Annotated in this window: 18 protein-coding genes; 4 read left to right on the top strand and 14 right to left on the bottom strand. The window is 40.9% G+C overall.

What is annotated here, in order from left to right; translation table 11 throughout:
• Window positions 1-158: 158 nt before the first annotated feature.
• The 6 genes from K7X70_RS10000 to K7X70_RS09975 are packed head-to-tail and all read right to left on the bottom strand — an operon-like array spanning window position 159 to window position 7,107.
• Window positions 159-1,445, bottom strand: coding sequence for an O-antigen ligase family protein (locus tag K7X70_RS10000; RefSeq protein ID WP_222536921.1), 1,287 nt, complete (start codon window positions 1,443-1,445; stop codon window positions 159-161).
• On the bottom strand, window positions 1,442-2,557 hold the full coding sequence (locus tag K7X70_RS09995) for a glycosyltransferase family 4 protein (RefSeq protein ID WP_222536920.1): 1,116 nt from the start codon (window positions 2,555-2,557) through the stop codon (window positions 1,442-1,444). The genes K7X70_RS10000 and K7X70_RS09995 overlap by 4 nt, the downstream gene beginning before the upstream one ends.
• Complete coding sequence (locus K7X70_RS09990) at window positions 2,539-3,789, bottom strand: lipopolysaccharide biosynthesis protein (protein WP_222536919.1); 1,251 nt, start codon at window positions 3,787-3,789, stop codon at window positions 2,539-2,541. Before K7X70_RS09990 ends, K7X70_RS09995 begins: the two co-directional genes overlap by 19 nt.
• A complete protein-coding gene (locus K7X70_RS09985; RefSeq protein WP_222536918.1) occupies window positions 3,786-5,906 on the bottom strand; it encodes an exopolysaccharide transport family protein in 2,121 nt (706 codons plus the stop codon). Before K7X70_RS09985 ends, K7X70_RS09990 begins: the two co-directional genes overlap by 4 nt.
• A 4-nt stretch (window positions 5,907-5,910) precedes the next feature.
• Window positions 5,911-6,660 carry a polysaccharide biosynthesis/export family protein gene (locus tag K7X70_RS09980; RefSeq protein WP_222536917.1) on the bottom strand — a complete coding sequence of 250 codons (750 nt, stop codon included), beginning with the start codon at window positions 6,658-6,660 and terminating at the stop codon, window positions 5,911-5,913.
• 12 nt (window positions 6,661-6,672) lie between these two features.
• On the bottom strand, window positions 6,673-7,107 hold the full coding sequence (locus tag K7X70_RS09975) for a response regulator (RefSeq protein ID WP_222536916.1): 435 nt from the start codon (window positions 7,105-7,107) through the stop codon (window positions 6,673-6,675).
• Window positions 7,108-7,575: 468 nt separating this feature from the next.
• Between K7X70_RS09975 and K7X70_RS09970 the strand changes: the two genes are divergently transcribed.
• Window positions 7,576-8,418 (top strand): universal stress protein, encoded by an 843-nt coding sequence (locus tag K7X70_RS09970; RefSeq protein ID WP_222536915.1) that lies wholly within the window; start codon window positions 7,576-7,578, stop codon window positions 8,416-8,418.
• Window positions 8,419-8,936: 518 nt separating this feature from the next.
• On the top strand, window positions 8,937-10,772 hold the full coding sequence (locus K7X70_RS09965) for an ATP-binding protein (protein ID WP_222536914.1): 1,836 nt from the start codon (window positions 8,937-8,939) through the stop codon (window positions 10,770-10,772).
• Here K7X70_RS09965 and K7X70_RS09960 read toward each other — a convergent pair.
• The 3 genes from K7X70_RS09960 to K7X70_RS09950 form a co-directional block, all read right to left on the bottom strand.
• Window positions 10,769-11,974, bottom strand: coding sequence for a BamA/TamA family outer membrane protein (locus K7X70_RS09960; protein WP_255607060.1), 1,206 nt, complete (start codon window positions 11,972-11,974; stop codon window positions 10,769-10,771). The two genes, K7X70_RS09965 and K7X70_RS09960, sit on opposite strands and share 4 nt — an antisense overlap.
• A 138-nt stretch (window positions 11,975-12,112) precedes the next feature.
• On the bottom strand, window positions 12,113-12,748 hold the full coding sequence (locus K7X70_RS09955; protein WP_255607059.1) for an MgtC/SapB family protein: 636 nt from the start codon (window positions 12,746-12,748) through the stop codon (window positions 12,113-12,115).
• A gap of 138 nt (window positions 12,749-12,886) precedes the next feature.
• Window positions 12,887-13,348 (bottom strand): ferritin-like domain-containing protein, encoded by a 462-nt coding sequence (locus K7X70_RS09950; RefSeq protein WP_222536912.1) that lies wholly within the window; start codon window positions 13,346-13,348, stop codon window positions 12,887-12,889.
• A gap of 119 nt (window positions 13,349-13,467) precedes the next feature.
• On the opposite strand from K7X70_RS09950, the gene K7X70_RS09945 reads away from it, so the two are divergent.
• Both K7X70_RS09945 and K7X70_RS09940 read left to right on the top strand, forming a co-directional pair.
• Window positions 13,468-15,774, top strand: coding sequence for a PAS domain-containing protein (locus K7X70_RS09945; protein ID WP_222536911.1), 2,307 nt, complete (start codon window positions 13,468-13,470; stop codon window positions 15,772-15,774).
• Between the two features lie 121 nt (window positions 15,775-15,895).
• Complete coding sequence (locus K7X70_RS09940) at window positions 15,896-16,975, top strand: sensor histidine kinase (RefSeq protein ID WP_222536910.1); 1,080 nt, start codon at window positions 15,896-15,898, stop codon at window positions 16,973-16,975.
• 7 nt (window positions 16,976-16,982) lie between these two features.
• On the opposite strand, the gene K7X70_RS09935 is transcribed toward K7X70_RS09940, so the two are convergent.
• The 5 genes from K7X70_RS09935 to K7X70_RS24420 form a co-directional block, all read right to left on the bottom strand.
• Entirely contained in the window at window positions 16,983-18,863 is a 1,881-nt protein-coding gene (locus K7X70_RS09935; protein WP_222536909.1) for a PAS domain-containing sensor histidine kinase, read from the bottom strand.
• A 75-nt stretch (window positions 18,864-18,938) separates the two neighbouring features.
• Window positions 18,939-19,091 (bottom strand): lmo0937 family membrane protein, encoded by a 153-nt coding sequence (locus tag K7X70_RS09930; protein WP_222536908.1) that lies wholly within the window; start codon window positions 19,089-19,091, stop codon window positions 18,939-18,941.
• A gap of 321 nt (window positions 19,092-19,412) precedes the next feature.
• Window positions 19,413-19,646, bottom strand: coding sequence for a hypothetical protein (locus tag K7X70_RS09925; RefSeq protein ID WP_222536907.1), 234 nt, complete (start codon window positions 19,644-19,646; stop codon window positions 19,413-19,415).
• Between the two features lie 145 nt (window positions 19,647-19,791).
• Window positions 19,792-20,313 (bottom strand): PRC-barrel domain-containing protein, encoded by a 522-nt coding sequence (locus K7X70_RS09920; protein ID WP_222536906.1) that lies wholly within the window; start codon window positions 20,311-20,313, stop codon window positions 19,792-19,794.
• 25 nt (window positions 20,314-20,338) lie between these two features.
• Window positions 20,339-20,467: a hypothetical protein gene (locus K7X70_RS24420; RefSeq protein ID WP_255607058.1), complete on the bottom strand. Its 129-nt coding sequence runs from the start codon at window positions 20,465-20,467 to the stop codon at window positions 20,339-20,341.
• Window positions 20,468-20,825 lie beyond the last annotated feature (358 nt).

The raw sequence follows: 20,825 nt of genomic DNA, 5'->3' as shown, positions 1-20,825 counted from the left end.
TTTTCTACTATAAATCCCACAATGATGCCAGTGTTTGTTATTGTGGTTAAACCGCCTTAATTTGTCTGGAATCAGTGTTTTTTGAGATTTAGCCCCAACTGATTAATCCAATAAAGGGAAGGTATTTCCAAATTATGGAAAACGGATAGCTGGTCTGGTTACAAAGAGAGATCTGGTCGCCTTCTTTTTAAGAACAGGCGTTCGCTCGTGGTAAATCTATCATATGTCTTCAGACTAATTGAAAAGATGAGCATCTGATAAAATAATATCCCATAATTGGTCTCGCCAAAAATCCCAAACTCTGTAAAAGAGTTGATCAGCACTGGAATAAGAATGCCCAATAGCATCAGTTTTTTTTCTTCGGGTTCCTTTAAAAAGCCGCGGATGGTAAAAGTGAGTTGAGTGATTGCAAGGAGAAATCCTACGAAACCGAGGTTCATGAGTACTTGCATAAAAGTATTGTGGGTCATATGACCTGCATAAGTATGAACGCTTTCAAAATGATCTTTATAATCAATTCGCATAAAACCAAAGCCAAACCAGGGTTCTCTAGGTAATCCTTCATTGATCAGGGCCTTCCAGAAGGGCATTCTCCCAGTCATAGAAAGGAGGTCATCGATTCCTCCTTTCCTTAGGATCAGCTTTTCCACTGCGATTGGTATCACCCCGATAATGGCAGTGTAAATCGCATATTTTAATATTTTAGACTCTGATCTGCGCAAATGAAAATAGATGATCAGGAGGAGGCCTACCAAAGAGGACCTTGATTTGGTCATGATCAGTGCATAAGCAAGGATGGCAATTTTCAGGATGGTCCACCACCGCTGGTGATTGCGGTAAAGATCAAAAATGAGACAAGAAATCCCTAGTCCGCAAAGCATTCCCAGCTCATTCGGGTTCATGATATATCCGCCCAGCCGCTGATCTTCTCCTCCCTCAACCAAACGCATAAAGTCATCTGGATTAAACCACATTCCTAGTACAAAAATGAGCATCAGCAGGAAAACGGTATTGCCCATCAGGTGATAAAATCTAATCGTGTTTTCTGGAAAGTACGCATCCAGAAGCATCAGTGATTTCATGAAATAAAAGGCAAAAACCAGGCTTTCCAAATCCATTAACCATTGTAGTGCACTGTAGGAAACATCGGTACTCCAAAGAAAAGAGGTGAAACTTAAACCAAGATATCCGAAATACAAAAAGGGAGACCATTGGTTTTTCCATTCGAAAGCGCCGATCGCACCCTTTTTAACAATCATTTGATGGATTATAAAAGCCGCTGTTGTCATGCCTATTCTACTGAACACCTTAATCGCCCTTGTAATCCCAATATTTTCGCTCCAGGTGAAAAAACCAGCAACCATAAAAAACAAGACTATTAACAATAGCCATTCGGTTCTCTTTAAGAACTTCCTATGATTGTTGGCGACTTCCTGGACTTTCATGCCTCGTATAGTTTATGAAATCTATTTAAGATCATCGTCCAGTCGAAAGCCTCTTTTACCATCCGCCTCGCATTAGCCCTTATATTACTCAGACCGGTTGCGGTTTGCATGGTTTCATACAAGCTCACTAGTCCCTGGTGTATTTCCTTAGGATCAGTGTGTTCGATAACGACCCCAGCCATATACTGATGGATATAATCACCAGTATTTGTCGCTTTTGTAACCAGGCAGGGAATGCCCATGGAGGCTGCCTCAAAGACAACTGTTGGGAGCCCTTCATTTCTGCTAGGGACTGCCAGGACATTTAATTGTTGCAGCAATAGGTTTTTTTCTTCTCCATAGCGCGAACCTAAAAAGGCTATTGAGTGTTGTAAATTCATCTTGATGGCAATTTTAATCAGCTTTTCCATGTCCTCCTTTTTTCCATCGCCTATGATCCATAATTCTGCGTTTAATCGTTCCTGTTTAAGAAGCCCAAAGCCCTCCATTAGCTCTACTATCCCTTTGGTGTGAAGGTCAAGCCTGCCACAATAGCCAACGATAAATTTCCCTGTCTTTTTCCATGGAACCATCGCTTTAAGTTCATCAAGTCCATAAGGAATGAGTACCGATTTCTTATTGGGAAATACCATTTGTAAACCATCAATTTCAGACTGTCCCAGGGAATGTATGGAGCTTGCTGCCTGCAATATTTTCTGTTCAAAAAACAGGAAATACAGATACTTAATGAACCTGTTTCTCAATAAGGCTATTGTATTGTAACTGCCATGAGGAGTGATGATAAAAGGAATTTTATTCTTTTTCATCCACATTGCAGCACTATACATTTGAGGGATGAACCCGCCGTGCAGATGAAAAATACTGCCATTTTTCTTTGCACTGATCTCCTTTTTCAGCGCATCGCTAATTGAGAATGCATTTCTTCCGGATTGAAATAACCTTGTGGTATAATTCCTAGCTGGATAATCATGAATCGGATGAGGGGTAATTCCCCAAACTTCAATATTTTCTCCTGAGGCACATTGTCTTGTTGCCATTTCATGAACCACTTTATTAACGCCATTCATCCGGTCAGGATTAGCTTTTCCAAGTATTAAATGTATGATTTCCATAATATTGAATATTTGCGCTGAAGAATAATTGACCAATAGCAAATCATGATCAGCTGCGTGAGAAAGATTCCTGCAAGTACACCCTGTATTCCCCATGTTTTGATGAGCCAGGGGGCAAGCATCAGGCCGGTGCTTACGGATAAGATATACCCTATAAAATAAGCTCTGTTTAGTTCAAGGGAGCGTATGGCGATCCTGACAGGATAGCCAATAGTAATGAGTAGGTAAACAATACTTAATCCATAAATGATAAATGTATATTGTTGATATTCAGGGCCACCAATGATACTGAAAATGTCATTTGCAAATAAACTAAGCAGGCAGAGGATAGGGACGATCATGACCAATGATTTACGCATTAACTGCCACCAGTAGACCGACATATCCGCTTTAATTGCTACAACTTTAGGTAAAACATAGTTCTCAATTGCCTGTAAAAGCAAATTTAATAGTCCAAAAATATACTGGGCAAGCCTTAAAGCCCCTAATGCTGCTGCCCCTAACCACCACCCAGCGGCGATCACAAAGAAATATCCCGAACCCCATTGCAGGAGGGAAGAACCAATCAGCCATCCTCCTTTTACAAGTTGAAGCTTCCAGGAAAACCTGATGTCGGCGAAGGTGATGGCTTCAGGTTTTAACAAGACAATACCGCAGACAACCGAGGGAAGAAAGCTCAACCCGATGATGCTCCAGGCCATCGCTTGCCCTAATAAATTGAAATGCCAGGCAAGTAATAAGGCGGTAATCTGGAGGATGTTAGTGAGGCTGTCAATTAAAAAAGCATTTCTTCCTTCTGTTTTGGTAATAAAAACACGTCTCAGGAAATCTTGTAAAAGATAAAGAACGGTGGAAAGCGTTGCCATAATGAGTATTTCGGTGGTAAAACTCATGGCTTTGAAGCCGGAAATATGCCATATGGAAAAGCCCAGTAATGCCATCATCAAGATCAGTGCTGCAACCATAAATTGAATACCCAACATTCCCCGGGTCAACTTTTTTTGATCATTGGCTGCTAAGCTGGGATAGTTCACCTGATACACTTGAGAACTAAAAGCCATACTTACAGAAAGGATAAACAATTGAACCATCACCATGATCGAAAATTTACCATATTCGGGTAACCCCATTGCTTTAGCAAGTAAAAGGTTCGTTAAAAATGCCGAACCACTGACCACCACCTGATCGGCCAGTACCCAGTATTTTTCAGTGATCTGTTTAAATAAACTCATGATTTCTTTTTGTTAAGAATATGCAATGCCATTTCTTTTATCTGGTTGAATAAACTGGGAATGTATCCCGCTCTGTTCAATACAAATTGAATGTTTGGGATCCTAAGTTCTTCATGAAGCAGGTGAGCTGAACTAACGCTTGCTTTCTTTGTAATTCGACTGTCCAGAATGAAAAGATTTAAGTCTGCTGTTGCCATCAATAGCAGGGAGCTCGGATTATCATTCAGCGGGAAGTTTTTGATCAGAATGATATCCTTCTCTTTTTTGAGGGTTTCAAGATATTGCTTCCAGGACTCAGGTCTGGTCAGTTCTGAAGCCAGCTCTTTTGAGGCATCAATGAAAAGGTAATCCTGATTCAATACGCTGAATTCATGACTTAATGCCGAGGCAATAAATTGCTTTCCTTCCAGATGATCAAATGAAGAGATCAGGAGTACAGTTCCTTTCTTTAGCAAACCTTTTAATTCCATTTGTAATACCCAGCTTTTGAAAAAATATTCCCTGTCAATGGTTTTTTTAAAATAGGGGACAGCAGCAGCAACTGGTAAATCAGTGAGGCGGTTAATGGTATCTTCATTATTTACTCTTGATTTTAAAATATGTACCGCATACACGACTCCGATTCCTGCCATCAGGCCCAGAATGATGGAAAGGATTAAAATGATGGAAACATTAGGGGAGATCGGCTTGATCGGAACTTCACCTGCTGAAATAATTCTATGAAAAGAAATGGTTGCTGCCTTTGCGATTTCTGCTTCTGTTCTTTTTCCCTGTAAAAACCGATATACCTGATCATTAAGCCCAAAGTTTCTTTCCAGAACTGTCATGTTTTTTTCTCTGCCTGGAAGTCCGGAAAATACCTTTTCGGATTCATGGATACTTTGATCCAGATCTCTGTATTTAATACGAAGGTTACTTTGGGTATTTTTAATGCTTTCCAGCATATAATTACTAATGTCTTTGAGCTTTTCATCGATTACTTTCACCTTTTCATGTTCAGGTGTATAACGCAGCAGCAGATCACTTCTGTCCTGTTGCAGTTCTTTTGCTTTTTTTACCAGTTCAGTACTCAGCAGATCTGTAAATGCCTCAAAGTTGGGCGCAAGTTGAAGAAATTTTTCCTTGCCATTCTTCATATAGTCATTTAGACTATCTACTGCATTCAGATTCATTTTTACACTCGCCAGTTGCTTTTTTAAATCAGCAATTTTTCTGAGGTCTGTTTCTGTTTCCTGAGGGATATTGATGATGTCATGTTGATCCCGATAGTGTTGTATGGCATTTTCACTCGAGGAAAGCTTTTTACTATAGGTGTGAAGTTGTTTGTTCAGGAAATCCTCAGTAGTATCTGCCGATTTGTATTTCTGCTCTATGTAGTCTGCGATGTAAGCCGCAGACAATGTATTGACTACATCCGCTGATTTTTGTGCAACAGGGCATTTGTAGCTGATCCGCAAAACCGGGATGTCTTTATCAACAGCCATCACATCCAGTCCGGCAATGAGGTCATCAGCCAGTTTATCAGCGGAGTGTACACTGAATTCATAATTATCATTTACCTGTAAACCTGGTCTGTTTTTTAAAACAGGCTCATTCCTGGAAATCATGAGGTCTGCCATCTTGTTTGTCACCAGATGATTTAGTTTTCCCTCGATGCTTTCTCCTGTGGGAGAAAGCAGTTTAAAAAGAGAATCAGCATATAAATGCAAGCTGAACCTGCCGTCGAACCATTTTTTGTTTTTTATAATTGCAGTTACCAGGAATGGGGAATTGTCGTACAACTCTGTTTTATGAATTTCACCCACTCGGTAGATGGATGTTTTTAAAGGTAGTTTTTCAATTACTTTAGAAACCAATACTTTAGATTTTAACAACTCTACTTCGGCTCCAATTTTATTACTGGTTGCAAAAACATCAAAATCTTTAAAGAGATTACTGTTGTTAACTCCTTCATGAATATCTGCTAGTTTTATTTTTGCAGTGCTTTCAAATTCAGGGGTAGTGTATTTCAGGTATTTCTTTGCTATAAAAATGGCTGAAAACATGACCAGTAAAATGACTGGCAATCCCCGGTATAAAGGGCCTAATGCAGCTAAACTATTTTTTGAATTGCTCATGATTTTATTTTAGAATTCCCCAAATCAAAACTATTGAACTGATCGCCGAGGCAATTGGCACTATGGTAGAGCCCACTCTTTTATCCCAATGTTTACCTTTACGACTAGGCACATAGATCACATCACCCGGTTGTATTTGTATGTTTGAGCTTAAGTAATGGTCCATCTTCGTAAGGTCTGCAATATGGGTTACCGGTCTATTGTTAACCATCCGTATAATTTGGATACTTTTCTTATTGGCATAAAAATCAAAGTCGCCGGCCCGGCTGATGATGTCCAATAAGGTCGTATTGCTTTTCTCCAGCAGATACTTACCTGGGGTTTTAAGCTCCCCCAATATGGATACTTCTTTGTTTAGGATCTTTATCTCAATTATTGGATTGACAATCCACTTTTTAAATCCTGCTGTCAGCTTTTCCTTCGCCTGCGGAATGGTTAAACCCAACAGGTTCACCTCACCAAGTTTAGGAACGGTTACTGTACCTTGATCATTTAACATCAGCCATTTTCCATAAACTTCATTAGAATTATAAATCCCGTAGACCGAGCCCACACTAAGGTCATCATGGTCCCAAACACTTATACTAATCTTATCATCTTTGGCAAGCGTGTATTCATAATGGGGGTTATAGGCAAAAACAGTATCTGCTAAGGTGGAATGACTTTTTGCTCCAGTTAATAAATTCTGAGTCGTACAGGAACTGAGCAATAAAATGGTTAATGATATAATGAGGCAAGGGATTGACGTTCTCATAACAGTTTGTAATTAAAATAGGGATTTAATTTTACTCAGAAAACCAGGTTTGTTGAGCAGCATGAGCTCCTTAATTTCTTTAATCTTAAGGAGTACTTTAGTGATCTGCGTGAATTCTTCAGGACCTTTTACGATGTAATCAAAAGCGCCGAATTTTAAAGCATTCACTGCGGTTCCAATACTCGCCTGACCGGATAGAAAAACAACAAAGAGATCAGGATTGAACCGCTTTATTTTTTTGAGTACTTCTATGCCGCTTAGATCACTGAGCTCATAATCGAGAAAAATAACATCAGGACTTTCTGTTAAATGATTAAGGAAAGTAGTTTCATTGTCGAAAAGTGTGATGTCACTATAGTCGAGGTTTTCAAGATGAAGTTTATATAGGTTCAGACAAAAGGCATCGTCATCTACCAGGTATATTTTAAATGTGCGACTTGTTTCCATGATTTAAAGGTTTACATAGCCTTATTCTAAACAGGTGCCAAATCAAAGAATAGCATTCTGTTGGGTTTAAATGAGGTTTTACGATTGGGATATTCCAAATCATGGATCTTGATTCCATATTATGGACAATTTCTTTTTGTTTGAAGAGATAGAATTCAGCATTCTGATTCAAATGAGAGGGTTTATTAAATATAGCGAACCGATTTTAAAAAGCAGGTATGTCCCCGCTGTTATTTTTAAAGAAAAATTGCTGTGCTTTATTTGTTCCGGTCGTTAAAGCAATATCCTGCTCCATGTCATTTATAAATATGATGTGGATCATTATTTAACTCATTGGTTTGCAATACATTTATGAGTATTGTTTTGATGTGCGCTCTTTTCAAGCCTGTCGTGGTATAAAGAAACAATAATGAAAGCGTAAATAGCTTAGGAAATTTCATTGTAGTAAAAATGTAAATATTATGGTTTATGAAAAAGATTTTAGTAGCCACCGATTGCTCAGTACCGTCTGAAAATGCTGCACATTATGCCGTAGCAATAGCGAAAAAACTCAAGATGGATATCTTATTGTATCATGCGATTAAAGTAAGAGATGAAGGTCAGTTTGGCTGGTCATTAGTGAATGATCAAGCCAGTGGCACAAAGGATCGTAGTTTAATAGGTAAATTGCTGGCCGATCCCGCATACTCCGTTATCGACGAAGAATATGATCCTCATTTAGCCTATGAAAGTGCCGAAGGGAATGTTTGTGACGTCATGTGCTCTTTCGTTCAAGAGCAAAATGTAGAAATTATAGTGATGGGAATAGCTGGAATTACAACGCCCAGTCAGCTGTTTTTTAAGGGCAAAAATAAAGAAATACTTGAAAAAGCAACAGTTCCATTGTTACTGGTACCTGATGCGGCAGCTTTTAACAACATTCGAAAAATTGCATTTGCAACTGATCTCAATTTAGAAGATGTGCGTTCCTTACAATTTATAATCAACCTGGCATTAGTATTAAATGCCCAGGTGGCGATTGTGCACATCACAAATAAAGGGGTAGAGTCACAAAGTAGCATGCGCCGGAAAATAGATGCCTTTTTTAATCAAGTAAGCCTCAGCATCAATTTTTCAATCATTAAATATGAGTATATCTGGAATATAGGCATAGACAATGGGCTGGATTGGATTGCTGAGCAAGAGAATTATGACCTGATAGCTATCACCCACCATAGACATAATTTTTTGGAAAGAATGTTTAAAGTAAATTATACTCAAAAACTTTCCATGCATACTAAAATTCCACTGTTGGTCTGCTCTTCCAAATAACCGGATAAAGCGGTCATCCGCCAATACGTCTTTGTTATTTCTCCTAAGGCTCAATTTACTTGTCTGTATGGCTCATTTCAGTTTCTTTTATCTGCTTTGATGGGCTCTTGTTTGCACCAATTGTGCCAGCTTTTTTTTTATGGATAAAAAACCGGGCATTCGATCACATATTTTCCTAATTAGGGGCCTGGGGTTCTCTAGGCGCATAAATATATTTTTCGATAAATTTTAATCCCATGCCTTCATTTGGGATGGTATGTGCTTTGTATAGAGCTATATTGTAATCGTATCATACTGGATATTAGAAAAGAAGGGGAGGTACTGCTGCTGTGGTATGTTTTATTAAAGTATGGAATAACGTTATTATTTGATTTTTTAACCAATAACCCTGGTGTTAAATGCCAGGGATGCGGATTTAATATGCCTTTTGGAGAGGCTATATAGGAATAGAGTATGCGGGATAAATTTGTTCAGAAGTTTCAAAATGCTGGCAGGATTTCAATTGCGCTTGTTTTTGAATGAAAATATCAATGATTTACAGGTTAAAAGAACATGGAAATTTTGTGGGAATCAATATGAGAAGGTTTTTAGATAAATTTAAAGCAATCCGCAACAAGGAAGTCGGGCTGCTCAATCGTGGAAGAATCGTCATTCTTGTCCAGTTACTGATTGCTTTTTCTATGCAGAGCGTCGTATTATTGGTCATTTACTGCTTTCAGGAACCCAGTATCCTTGGGTATAGAATCGGTATATTGCTGCTGCTTTTGCTGCTGGGGCTGGTCCTGATTTTTAAAGAGGTATCCTGGAAAAAGATCGGGCATTATTTTATTTTTTGCCTGACTTGTTTAGTTTGGTCGAACATGTTATTGCTGCAGGACGGGATTAACATCGTCACCGTTCAATACGTCCTGATCATCATATCAGGTGGTTATTATATCCTTGGATTTCGCTGGGGACTGATTTATTCGCTGGTCAATACCTTGTCTGTAGTGGCTTTGTTTTTCATCAAAAACTTTAGTCAGATTGACCTGTCGATTGGCAACCTGTCTACAAACTATTATGAGTATAGTTTCGCTTTAGTATTTAACTTTTTACTGCTGATATTTATTCACCATTATTTTTTCAGGGCATTTAAGAAAACCAGCCGCAAGGAGCGTATACTGACTGCTTATCTTAAGAAATCGCTGTTTTCCGCTGAAAAAGTGGCTGCAGCGAAAACTAACTTTCTGGCGACCATGTCTCATGAACTGCGTACTCCTTTAAATGCGGTGATCGGGATGACCAATGTTTTATTAGAAGACAACCCAAGAGCCGGCCAAAAGGAAAACCTGGAGATCTTAAGTTTTTCATCAGAAAACCTGATGTCGACCATCAATAATATCCTGAGCTTTAACCGTCTGGATGCTGGGATGGAACAGCTGGAGAATACAAGTTTCCGTCTGGATCTTTTACTGAGCAATATATATGGGGCGCTAAAACTGCGTGTTTTGAATGAAGATTTAGCGTTTGAGCTTGACATGGATGATCGGATTAAAGCGAAATTGGTGATGGGAGACCAGATCCGGCTGACCCAAATATTTTTTAACCTGGTCGGAAATGCCATTAAATTTACAGCTTCAGGATTTGTTAAAATTAGGGCCATTGTTGTAATGGCCGATTCCGACAGGCTAAAGATTAAATTTGAAATTGAAGATTCCGGGATCGGAATTCCTGAACTGCAGCAAGCTCGTGTTTTTGAGCCTTATTTTCGTGCGGAACACCACAGCGCCGATCAATTCCAGGGAACTGGTCTTGGTTTAAGCATTGCCCGCAGACTGGTGGATCTTCATGGCGGTGTTTTGAACTTTAAATCGGAACAGGGGATAGGAACCTTGTTTAGTTTCGAATTGACCTTTCCTGAGCTCATCAATGAGGAGGTTTCAGAAGATATAATGTCCGGGGAACTCAACACTAAAATTGGGCATCTGCGGATCCTGATTGCCGAGGATAATCCTGTAAATGTGATGGTGCTGCAGAAAACGCTGACCAGATGGGGACTGGTTGCCGATGTAGCAGAAAATGGACAGCTCGCACTGAATGCGGTAGTAGCAAAACCTTATGATTTAGTATTCATGGACATTAATATGCCTGTGATGAGTGGTTTTGAAGCCAGTAAACAGATTCGTGAGTTGAGCGATCCACAAAAAAATAAGGTCTGTATCATTGCATTGACCGCTTCCATAGGGATGTCCGTAGAGGAACATCCTGAACTTCGGTACCTGGATGATTTTTTACTGAAACCATTTTCTGTGGAACAGCTCAAAGCAAAACTGGAGCAGAGCGCCAGGATGGAGCATAGCAATTACAAAGACTAAAATGCCTCTCCAAGGTTAAAAGAGATGCTTTTATAGCCTTTACTCATCCCATAGTCAATGCCAATATTGGTATTGGATCCTTTATTAAATTTGAGGCGGAGTCCGGTTCCTGCGGCGGGTTTCCAGGACGAAAATAAGGCCTGTGTTTTGCTGACGCCAACAGAATTGACGTTGGCAAACACCACAAATCCAACCAGACCATTACTGGTGATGTCACGTCTGTATTCACTCTCCAGGTAAAAGAGACTTCTTCCTCTATAGCGGTTCTGGTCTATCCCTCTTGCCGAACGGTTATAAGGATCCCAGCCTGTACTCGGCAAATCGAGGTATGGGGTTTTGGAATCTAATGCAGTCCATAAATAAGACCATAACGCAAGGGTATTCTGCTGATTGGGTTTTTCCTTGTTCATGGAAATGTATTTCCTCACATCCAGGTACAATGACCTCCAGGTATTGTTGCTGCCCAAATAGGTAGGATTGATCCGGTATACCAGGTTTGCGTACATTCCAGGCATCGGATTTATCGCATTGCTGCGGGTATCATAAACCAGGTTTAAACTCAGACCCGAAGAAACCGAATTGCTGCCTGTACCATATTTATAACCAGTATAGCTGGCCAGGTCTATTTCCCCATCTTCAGGTTTAATGTTAAATCGATAATCCAGGTTGTAGCCCAATCCGGCATAAAAGTAAGGGCGGATCCGTTTCAATGCATTCTGATAAAAGCGGATATACTTATAGTCTAGCAAAACTTTATCTTTTTCGCTGTGGCTATTGCCCAGGCCCCAGGTAAATTGAGGGTACACTAAAAAGCGGGTATCTCCCTGGATCAACCAGGTATTATCCGGAAGCCAGATGTTATTGCGGATGGGCAGGCCAAAGCGGCTGCCAAAGTTCCAGTAAGGTGTAAAAGTTGCAGTAGATAGATTGGTAGTGGCTTTTGGGCCAAGATACATGGCAGCAGTAGTGCTGGTGATCAAAGCTCTGCCAGATCCCCCTGGCACTGTTGCGCCAACAGGCAATATGGAGAAGTAAATTTGTTTTCCCTTTTGTTCCCTTATTTTTCCGGGCTTAATGTGGAAAATAGATTTGGCCACATCAATCAAATCCTTCTGTTTTGCAGTATCAAGGACCTGGTTGTTTTCCGGAAGTACATTTCCTGCATTTTGTGCATTGACTACAAAGGGGAACAGCATCATCATTAAGCATATCTTAATGCAAGGTTTTAAATAGATCATAAGGCAATAAATAGGGATAAGGAATTTGGAGAATAGCGCTAAAAACTCTTAATTAAGATCTGTACACAAAGATAGCTCCATTTATGGTCCAAATCCATTTTTTTAAGAAAAACTAATTATTTCTGGAAGGGTGGCAAGGGTTTCATTCATTTCTACCAAATACTTCTTTTTGCCAGAAACTTTGTAAACCACCATTAAATGATCTTTTTCTTTTGATACTTCCAAACGTTCCAGAGATAGGTTTTTGGTGCTCAAGACCTTTTCAAGGTGGTCAATCTGATTGAATTCGGGCTTCCGAAACGTAACGCTTACCAGTTGTTCTTTTTGAAGCTGAGCAATCATTCGTTCTACTTTGGTCACCATTAAGAGTATCGCTAGGGTGATGACTGTAAGACATAACGCTAAGGCATGGTACCCAATACCAGTGGTCATTCCGATAGCGGCAGAAGTCCAGATGACTGCGGCAGTGGTGATCCCCCTGACGGAAACTTTGTCTTTAAATATCACACCAGCTCCGATAAAGCCTATTCCGGTGATGATATTTGCCGAAATCCGATCATCTGCTCCGGCGCCATGTCCGGAAACTATCGTGAAAATTGTAGAGCCGAGGGAAATCAAAATGATGGTGCGAAAACCTGCAGATTTATTTTTATACTCTCGCTCAAAACCTATTGCACCACCGCATATAATGGAAACCAGCATAGCCACCATATCCTCTAATTCTACTGTAAAATCCATAAATAAATTTCAATTGATGATTTGTTATCCAGTAACTGTTATTGGAGGGATTTGTTTTAAAATAGATAGAATTTAAACGAATTAAGACCGTTATGCTGGATAACGATCTTAATTTATAAGCTTCAGTTCTGAAATAAACTAGGAGGATACGCGATCTCTAAGCGCTTTTATCTCATTGTGTGAGTCGTATAAATCTGCTTTTTGTTCAGAAATAATATTTTGTAAGTGCAGAGAAAGCCCTTCTGTTTCTAAAGCTGTTTTGTATGCTTTTTGAGCAGCATCTTCACCAGCTTCGCAATTGTTTAAGACTGTTTCACGATCGTTGCCTGTAAAAATGGCTTTTACATCCATCCATGCCCTATAGATTTTTCCTGCAGTGGTAGTACTGGATGTTTCTGCATCACCGCCTAATACCTGCACTTCTTGTGTCAATGTAGCTTTATGCTGTTTGCTTTGTCTGATCATTTCTGAAAATAATGATCTCAAGTCATTGTCTTGATCTGATAATTCAGAAAGCGCCTTTTCATAGCCAGCTACACGGTCGTTATTAATTTGAATAAGGTCGTTAAGGATTTCTGAGTTAATTGCTGTGTTTTCCATGTTTATAGATTTTGTTTAAATGAATAACAGCCTCCTCCCAGGAAAGGTTTCATTTAAACGGCATCGCATTGATTAGTTTAGGCATTTATTAGCTTACATTAGCATTTTTTTAAACAGAAATGAATTTAACAGACAGTCCTTTGCTGAAAACTATAGTGGATAGTACACCTATTGGTATTTGTATCCTGAATGCAGACGGCCTTCTGGCAGAGCTGGTGAATGATAAATTTATAGAGATCACCGGGATCGGGAAAGAGGCCATCATCGGAAAGTCTTTCCTGGAGTCCTTTGCACAACTGAGCGGAAAATATAAAGCTGCAGTCAGGGACATCGCCAATACTGGAGAAAGCTATTTTACGGATGAAATCGCTCTTCAGGTGCAGCGTGATGGCAAAGAGGAAGAAATTCAGGTCAACTTTATCTATGCCCCTGTGCTGGATGAAAAGGCAGAGGTCAGTAAAGTGGGCGTCTGGATCCTGGAGAAACCAAATCCTAGTGGTCCTAAAGAAAGCAAATCAACTGCTGATAAGGCCACCGACAACCTGAATCAGATTTTGAACATGCTCCCAGCCTCGGTAGTAGTGATTCGAGGAAAGGACCTGGTGGTGGAGATGATCAATGATACCAACCTGGACTACTGGAAAAAATCCCGTGAAGAAGTAATAGGGAGACCTTTTCTGGAGATCCTGCCTGACCTGGCCAATCAACCCTTTGCCGGACAATTGCTCCAGGTTATGGAAACGGGAGAGGTGTTAGATGTGAAGGAAAGCCAGGTGCTGTTTACGATGGCAGACGGCAGCACACGTGAGACTTATGTAGACTATACCTATCAGCCGCTGCTAGACCTGGAAGGGAATAGAAATGGGGTGCTGGTGATGTCTTTTGAGATCACAGACCGGGTAATTTCCAAACGGTTACTGGAGAAATACGCAGAGGAACTCAGCTCAGCTAATGAACAGCTTTCTGTGGCAAATCAACTGCTGGCCCAAAGTGAGGCACGCTTTAAGTTTCTAATCCAGGAGGCACCGGTTGCGATCGGCGTACTCCATGGCAGGGAACTGTTGGTAGAAACTGCCAACCAACGCCTTCGACAGGTTTGGGGAAAGAAAAGTGATATCATCGGCCTTCCGCTGATGAAAGTGCTTCCTGAACTTAAGGGACAGCCTTTCCTGGGCATACTAGACGAGGTGTATACTTCAGGAGTAGCTTTTAATGCGAATGAGATCGGGGCCATTTTAGAACATGACGGGGAACTGAAAGAGCTGTTTTTTAATGTGGTCTATCAGCCGGTGGATGGGCTGGACGGAAATGTTTCAGATATCCTTGTGGTCGCCGTAGAAGTGACAGAACAAGTGAATTCGAGAAAACTGGTAGAGAAAAGCGAACAGCATTTCAGAAGGCTTGCCGATCTGGTACCCGCCAAGATTTCCAACGCAAGCCCTAATGGAGAGGTCACCTTCTTTAACAAACAATGGCTTAATTATGCTGGAATGGACTTTGAAAGCCTTAGAGACTTCGGCTATCATCAGATGCTGCATCCTGCGGAAATCGTTGGCTTTCAGGCCGGACTTGCGGAAGCCGCTCAAAAAGGGGTTCCTCATATTTCCGAAATGCGCTTTAAAAACACCGATGGTGCCTATATCTGGCACCTTAACGTAGCCTCGCCAGTTTTGGATGAGGAAGGGAATATCACCATGTGGGTGGGTTCAACAACGGATATCCAGTCACTTAAAGCAGAAGAACAGCGCAAGAGCGACTTTGTGAGTATGCTGAGTCATGAATTAAGAACTCCTGTGACCTCTATCAAGGGACATGTACAGCTGCTATTGAGGTTACTTGCCCGGGAAACTGGTTCTAAGTTCTTGGAGAAGCTGAATTCTTCTCTATCGCGCATTGATGTGCTCCTGGTACAACTCACCGGGCTCATTGGTGACATGCTGGATTTGAGCAGGATTGATGCCGGCAGGATGGACCTGAAAATGGAACGCTTTTCGGTTGATGGTTTGGTGCTGGAGGTTGTCGAAGATTTCCGCTTGAGCCATCAGGATCGTTTCTTCAATTTAGACCTTGGAACTGGCGTAGAGGTTACCGCAGACAGAGATCGGATGAGCCAGGTGCTGATCAATTTAATTTCCAATGCCATCAAATATTCCCCTTCCAGCGATGTGGTGGATATTTCAGTACTGCTAACCGGTAATGAGGTGCAGGTGGCGATCAAAGATGATGGAATCGGAATTGAAGAGAAAGACCAGAGAAAAATCTTTGAGCGCTTTTTCAGGGTAGAAGGGCAGAATGAGAAGTATTATAGTGGATTTGGCATTGGCTTATTCTTAGTCCACAATATTGTTTCCAGACATGGGGGCAGGGTTACTGTGGAAAGTGAACCTGGTAAAGGCGCTGTGTTTTCCATATTTCTTCCGGTTTAGCCTATAAATTCAGCGCTTCCGGCAGCATAAAGTCTTTAAGTGCAAGACTATAAATAAAAACTATCCTAGTAAAAATTTGTTTAAACATTGTATTTATAAAACGCGAGCTCCCTGTACAGATATGACCACTAAAAATGAACAAACCAGCGCATTAATCGACCTTAATGAAGATTTGGAGAATTATTTCAGTAATACCATAATCCCTCAGCTTTTTGTAGATGCGCAGCTGATCCTTAGAAAGTTTACTCCGCCTGCGATGAAGCATTTTAAGTTGAAAGCGGAGTTCATCGGAATGCCATTTGAAGAAATCAGGGACAACTTTAGGTTTCCAACAATTATGGAAAACATACAGACGGTGATGGATACGGGTGAAATTCTGGAAAAAGAAATTCAAACTACGGATATGTGCTGGTATCAGATGAATATCTTGCCCTATCGGATACGAAAAGAAAACAAAACCAATGGTGTGATCATTACTTTTGTAGACATCACCCCAAGGGTCAACGACCTGAAAGAACAGGAAAAGCTGATCATAGAACAAGAACTTTTATTAGATACCATTGCCCATGATATTAAAAACCCAATTTTTGCATTGGGATTAACGGTTCAGGTGCTCAAAAAATTACCAGAAAAGGGCATGGAAAATTTTCCTGCACTGCTGAAAAATATTGAAAGCAGCTTGACGGAAATGAAAAAGGTAGTTGGAGACCTTATAGATACCCGCTGGCAAAAACATAAATACCAGGCAGAGCCGGAGTTATTGGATCTGTATAATGTTGTTGCAGATGTAAAACTGGCGCTTGCTCCACAGATTTTAGAAAGAAATGTAGTGATCAAACAGCAAATTGATAGTGCTGAAATCAAATTTGTCAGACGAAAACTGCGCAGTATTATTTACAACCTCATCAATAATTCGATTAAGTATACGCCAGAAGACCGAAGACCGGAAATCTTTATTAAATGCTTTAACGAAGATGGATATCTGGTGATTAGTGTAGCTGATAATGGTATGGGTATGCAGAAAGATGCGCAGCAATCTATATTTGAAAAATTTAGTCGTGTAGACTCAAATACTGAAGGATCAGGGGTAGGACTTTATTTGGTGAATACGATCGTAGCACTTTCGGGGGGCAAAGTTACGGTGGATAGTGAGCCTGGGAAGGGATCTGTTTTCAACGTATACATGAAATTAGAGGACTAAACTACGATCAGGTTTTACTGGAAATTTCCAGGTCAAAGAAAAAGGTAGCGCCTTTACCTTCTTTGCTCTGGATATGAATCTGGCTGTTGTGGTAAGAGAGGATTTCTGAGGCCAGGTATAATCCTATGCCGAAACCAGAAGCGGTGTATTCATTTTTATCATCTACCCTGTAAAACCTTTCGAAGATTTTTTTCTGGTCTGATTTTTTAATACCTATCCCATGGTCTGTGATAGAGATTCTGACTTTTTTACCAATGGTTGCGCATTCGATGAATATGTTACCCCCTTTTGGTGAGTACTTAATTGCATTACTCAATAGGTTAGTCAACACATGTCCTAGTTTTTCTTTATCAGCGTAAACTTTTAATTCCTCGCAATTCACGATATTGATGATGTGCTGGTTGCTGATAAACTGTTCGTCGTCGGCCACTTCTTTAACCAAAGGGGCGAGCTCGAATTCCTGTTTTAAGATCTGAAATTTACCTTCTTCCAGCCTGGTGACGTTTAAGAAATCCTGGACCATAGCGGTCATCTTTTTGACTTTCAGGTCCGCTCTGGAGAGCATACTGATGAAAAAACTGTTTTGTTCTTTTTGGGCTTTTTGCAGCAATATCTGCAGGTAAGCGGTTACAGCGGTGATTGGGGTTTTGATTTCGTGACTGACCATGGCGATGAACGAATTTTTTCGCTGTTCTTCGTGTTTCTTTTCTGTGATATCGCGTACGATTTTCGAAAAACCAATGATTTTGCCTGTTGCCTCTTTAATTGGACTCAGGGTAATGGCCACCTCTATCTCAGTATGATCTTTGCTGAGCAGCCTGGTTTCCAATTGGTGCACGCGTTCACCACGGCCAACCTTTGTCAGCAGGTCGGTAAGTTCCTGGTGTTGTGTATCGGGGATAAGGGCGTATGCAGTGGATCCGATAACTTCCTCCTGCTGGAAACCGAAAATATCTTCTGCAGCATTGTTCCAGCTCGTGATCTTTCCTTCGAGGTTGAAACTGATAATGGCATCATTGCTGGAATCAATAATGGCCAGCAGGCGCGAATTTTTTTCTTCAGCAAGAACTGCTTCGGTAATGTCCAGCACGGTACCGATAAACCGGATCGTTTTCTGGTTGGATTTTAGTGTTATTTTTCCTTGTAAATGTAACCAGCGTTCTGCCTGGTCACCAGGCCTGATGATTTTAAACTTGGTGCTATGGACGTCATTTCCTGTAGCCTTGACAGAAGCAGCTAACCCATGCTCAACCCGCGTTCTTTGTTGGGGATCTACGATGCTTAAAAAGTTGTTGTAATCTACTGTCTGGTCTTCTGGAAATCCTAAAATAATGATCGCTTCCGGGGAAAGATACAGGTAGGACTGTGAAGGGCTATATTCCCAGGTTCCCATATTTGTGGAACTGATCGCCATTTTCATCCGGGTATCACTTTCTTTCAATTCCTGCAGCAGGCTTTCCTTGCGTTCCATCTCGTTGACCAGCTGGGTTACATCCCTGGTGAAACAGCGTGTGCGAATAAATTGGCCGTCTTTTCTAGCGACGTTGGAACTGATCAGCACATGTTTAATGGAGCCATCCTTGCATTTCAGCTTTGCAGGATAATTGTGCAGGGTCTCATTGTTGGATAGCCTGGTCAGAATATCGCTGATTACCTCCGGATCCTGATGGAAATTGGTAATAGAGGCGCCAATGTATTCCTCTCTTGTAAAGCCAAGGGCATCGAGTTCAGCTTGATTGGCCCAGGTGATGAACCCGTTTTTATCCACCCAATGTAAAGGGAGTGAAGCGTTTTCGATAAAGTCTGACAATTCATCAACACGTGCTTGAAGGGCTAACAGTTTTTCATCATCAGCAAATTCGGGCGGCGTGTTTGTTGGATTTTTCATGGGCTAGGAAGGAAAGTGTATCAGCAAAGATGGAAAGCGTATTAAATATTGGCCCTGTTCGCAGGGCCTTTTGTTCTAGGTAGCTCTTCTGATCACTCCCAATATAATCGCGATAATTGCGATGACAATAAGGATGTGGATGATGCCACCGGTGTAAAAGCCGCCTAAGAAGCTGATGGCCCAAATGATCACTAAGATTACTGCGACTGTATAAAGTAAATTTCCCATATTAATGTGTTTTAATTGATGATGTAAATGTGAATAGCTTAATCAACTCTAGAATTGAAATGATTCTTTCTCCTTTATCGGTGTTCTCATTCGATCTAAAATTTGATGACTCAATTTGTTTTTCATTTCTTATTGATTTAAAGCTTCTGATGTTGAAATTAGCCAGTTAGCCTTTTGCTAAGCGGCATAGTTTTTTCGATTGTTCAGTGGCAATTTGCTCGACGGATGTGTGTGTTGAGGCGAATATGTGTTTAGGCAATTCAGGAACAATAACCAGCGGGATGCGCATTTGTTTTTTTTAATGGAAAAACTTCTGCCTTATTACTGACAGTTGTTTACTTCAAAGCCACCGTAGCTGAGCATTTCAGCGTTGTGTAGGATGGTAAGTTTAAGCCCTAATCTTTCAATCAGGCTCTTGGCTTGAGTGATGGTACTGTGCATGTTGTTGATCCCTCTTACTTCAATGCCGCGAGCCAGGAGTTTAAATTTGTTGGGCTGGAAAACATTAATGAACTTTTGCAAATCTGGGCTAATGGTAGTTTCTTGATTTTTCATGATGGTATTTTTCTGCTTGATCAGCATTGTTCTACTTTAAATAAATTGGATTTTAGTGTATTAACACTTGCTGGCCCAAAGAGTTTAGGGGATTTATACTTTATTTTTCTAGGAAGGGAATAACGGGATTACTGGGGTGTTTTTATCAGTTGTTTTGGTCTCTTGGGTCGGTATTTTGCTTTTTAAATCGGGCATCATCAAAATGTTTGTGGGTATAGAAGTCTTCCGGGTGGGTCTCATATACCACCGCGTCTGCATGGGGCAACGCATCTTCTCCAAGGAAGGCATAACGCAGGGCCAGTTCTTCTGCCGGAGAAATGGTTTTACCCGGGGTGTACCTGGGTAGCGTAGCGAGGAAGCCAACGGAAACTTCCGGTAAAATGACTTCCTCCTCATCTTCGTCCAGATCTACTACCCCGATTGGAATCAGGACAAGGTGGTCATCAGGTCCTTCGTTTTCCAATTCCTCAAGATCCAGGCGGGCTACGATATAGCGCACTTTCCTCGCATTGCTGTCGAAGATCAGGTCTTCTACTTCGCCTAGTTCATTGCCCTGGGAGTCCAGGATTTCCCAGCCATTGATGTCCGGCTGCTTGTCGGCAACTTCAAAATCACTAGCACTTAATTCTTCCAGATAGGTAGTTTTATGAGGTTCGTTGGTTTCCATGTTCTCTTTTTTGGTAAGTAAATAATTAACCGAATGCAGGGGCAGTCTCGTTACCTCCTCTAAATAGGAAATACAATAGGATCAGCACTACGATGATACCGATGATCCAGAGGGTCGGACTCTTCTTTTTAGGTTGTACGTCTATTTCAGCCATAGTGTTTTTCTGTAGGTCTACCCAACATAACCTTCAAAACGGCATTTTGTTTTCATGGCTGTTTTGTGTTAATCTTGCCAAGAGCAAATGATAGCCTACAGAGCCCTTTCTGGATCATAACAAGTAAATAGATGAAATTTTGTGAAGGTTGGATGGAAGGGAATAAGCGCTTTGGATGTGGTTGGGAAAAGACCTGGGTTGCTATAGGGTTGCTATAGGGTTGCTAAGGGGTTGGGATACCTGATACTATAGCAACCCCTTAGCAACCCTATAGCAACCCCTTCCGGACCCTATATCAAGGCACTACTGTTCCCGAACAATACTCGACCAAAAACAGGCAAATTAATTGCTATTTAGT

The organism is Pedobacter polysacchareus (assembly GCF_019802255.1).
GTDB classification, from domain to species: domain Bacteria; phylum Bacteroidota; class Bacteroidia; order Sphingobacteriales; family Sphingobacteriaceae; genus Pedobacter; species Pedobacter polysacchareus.
Note: the sequence above shows the minus strand (reverse complement) of the source record. Positions and strands in the feature narration are given on the sequence as shown.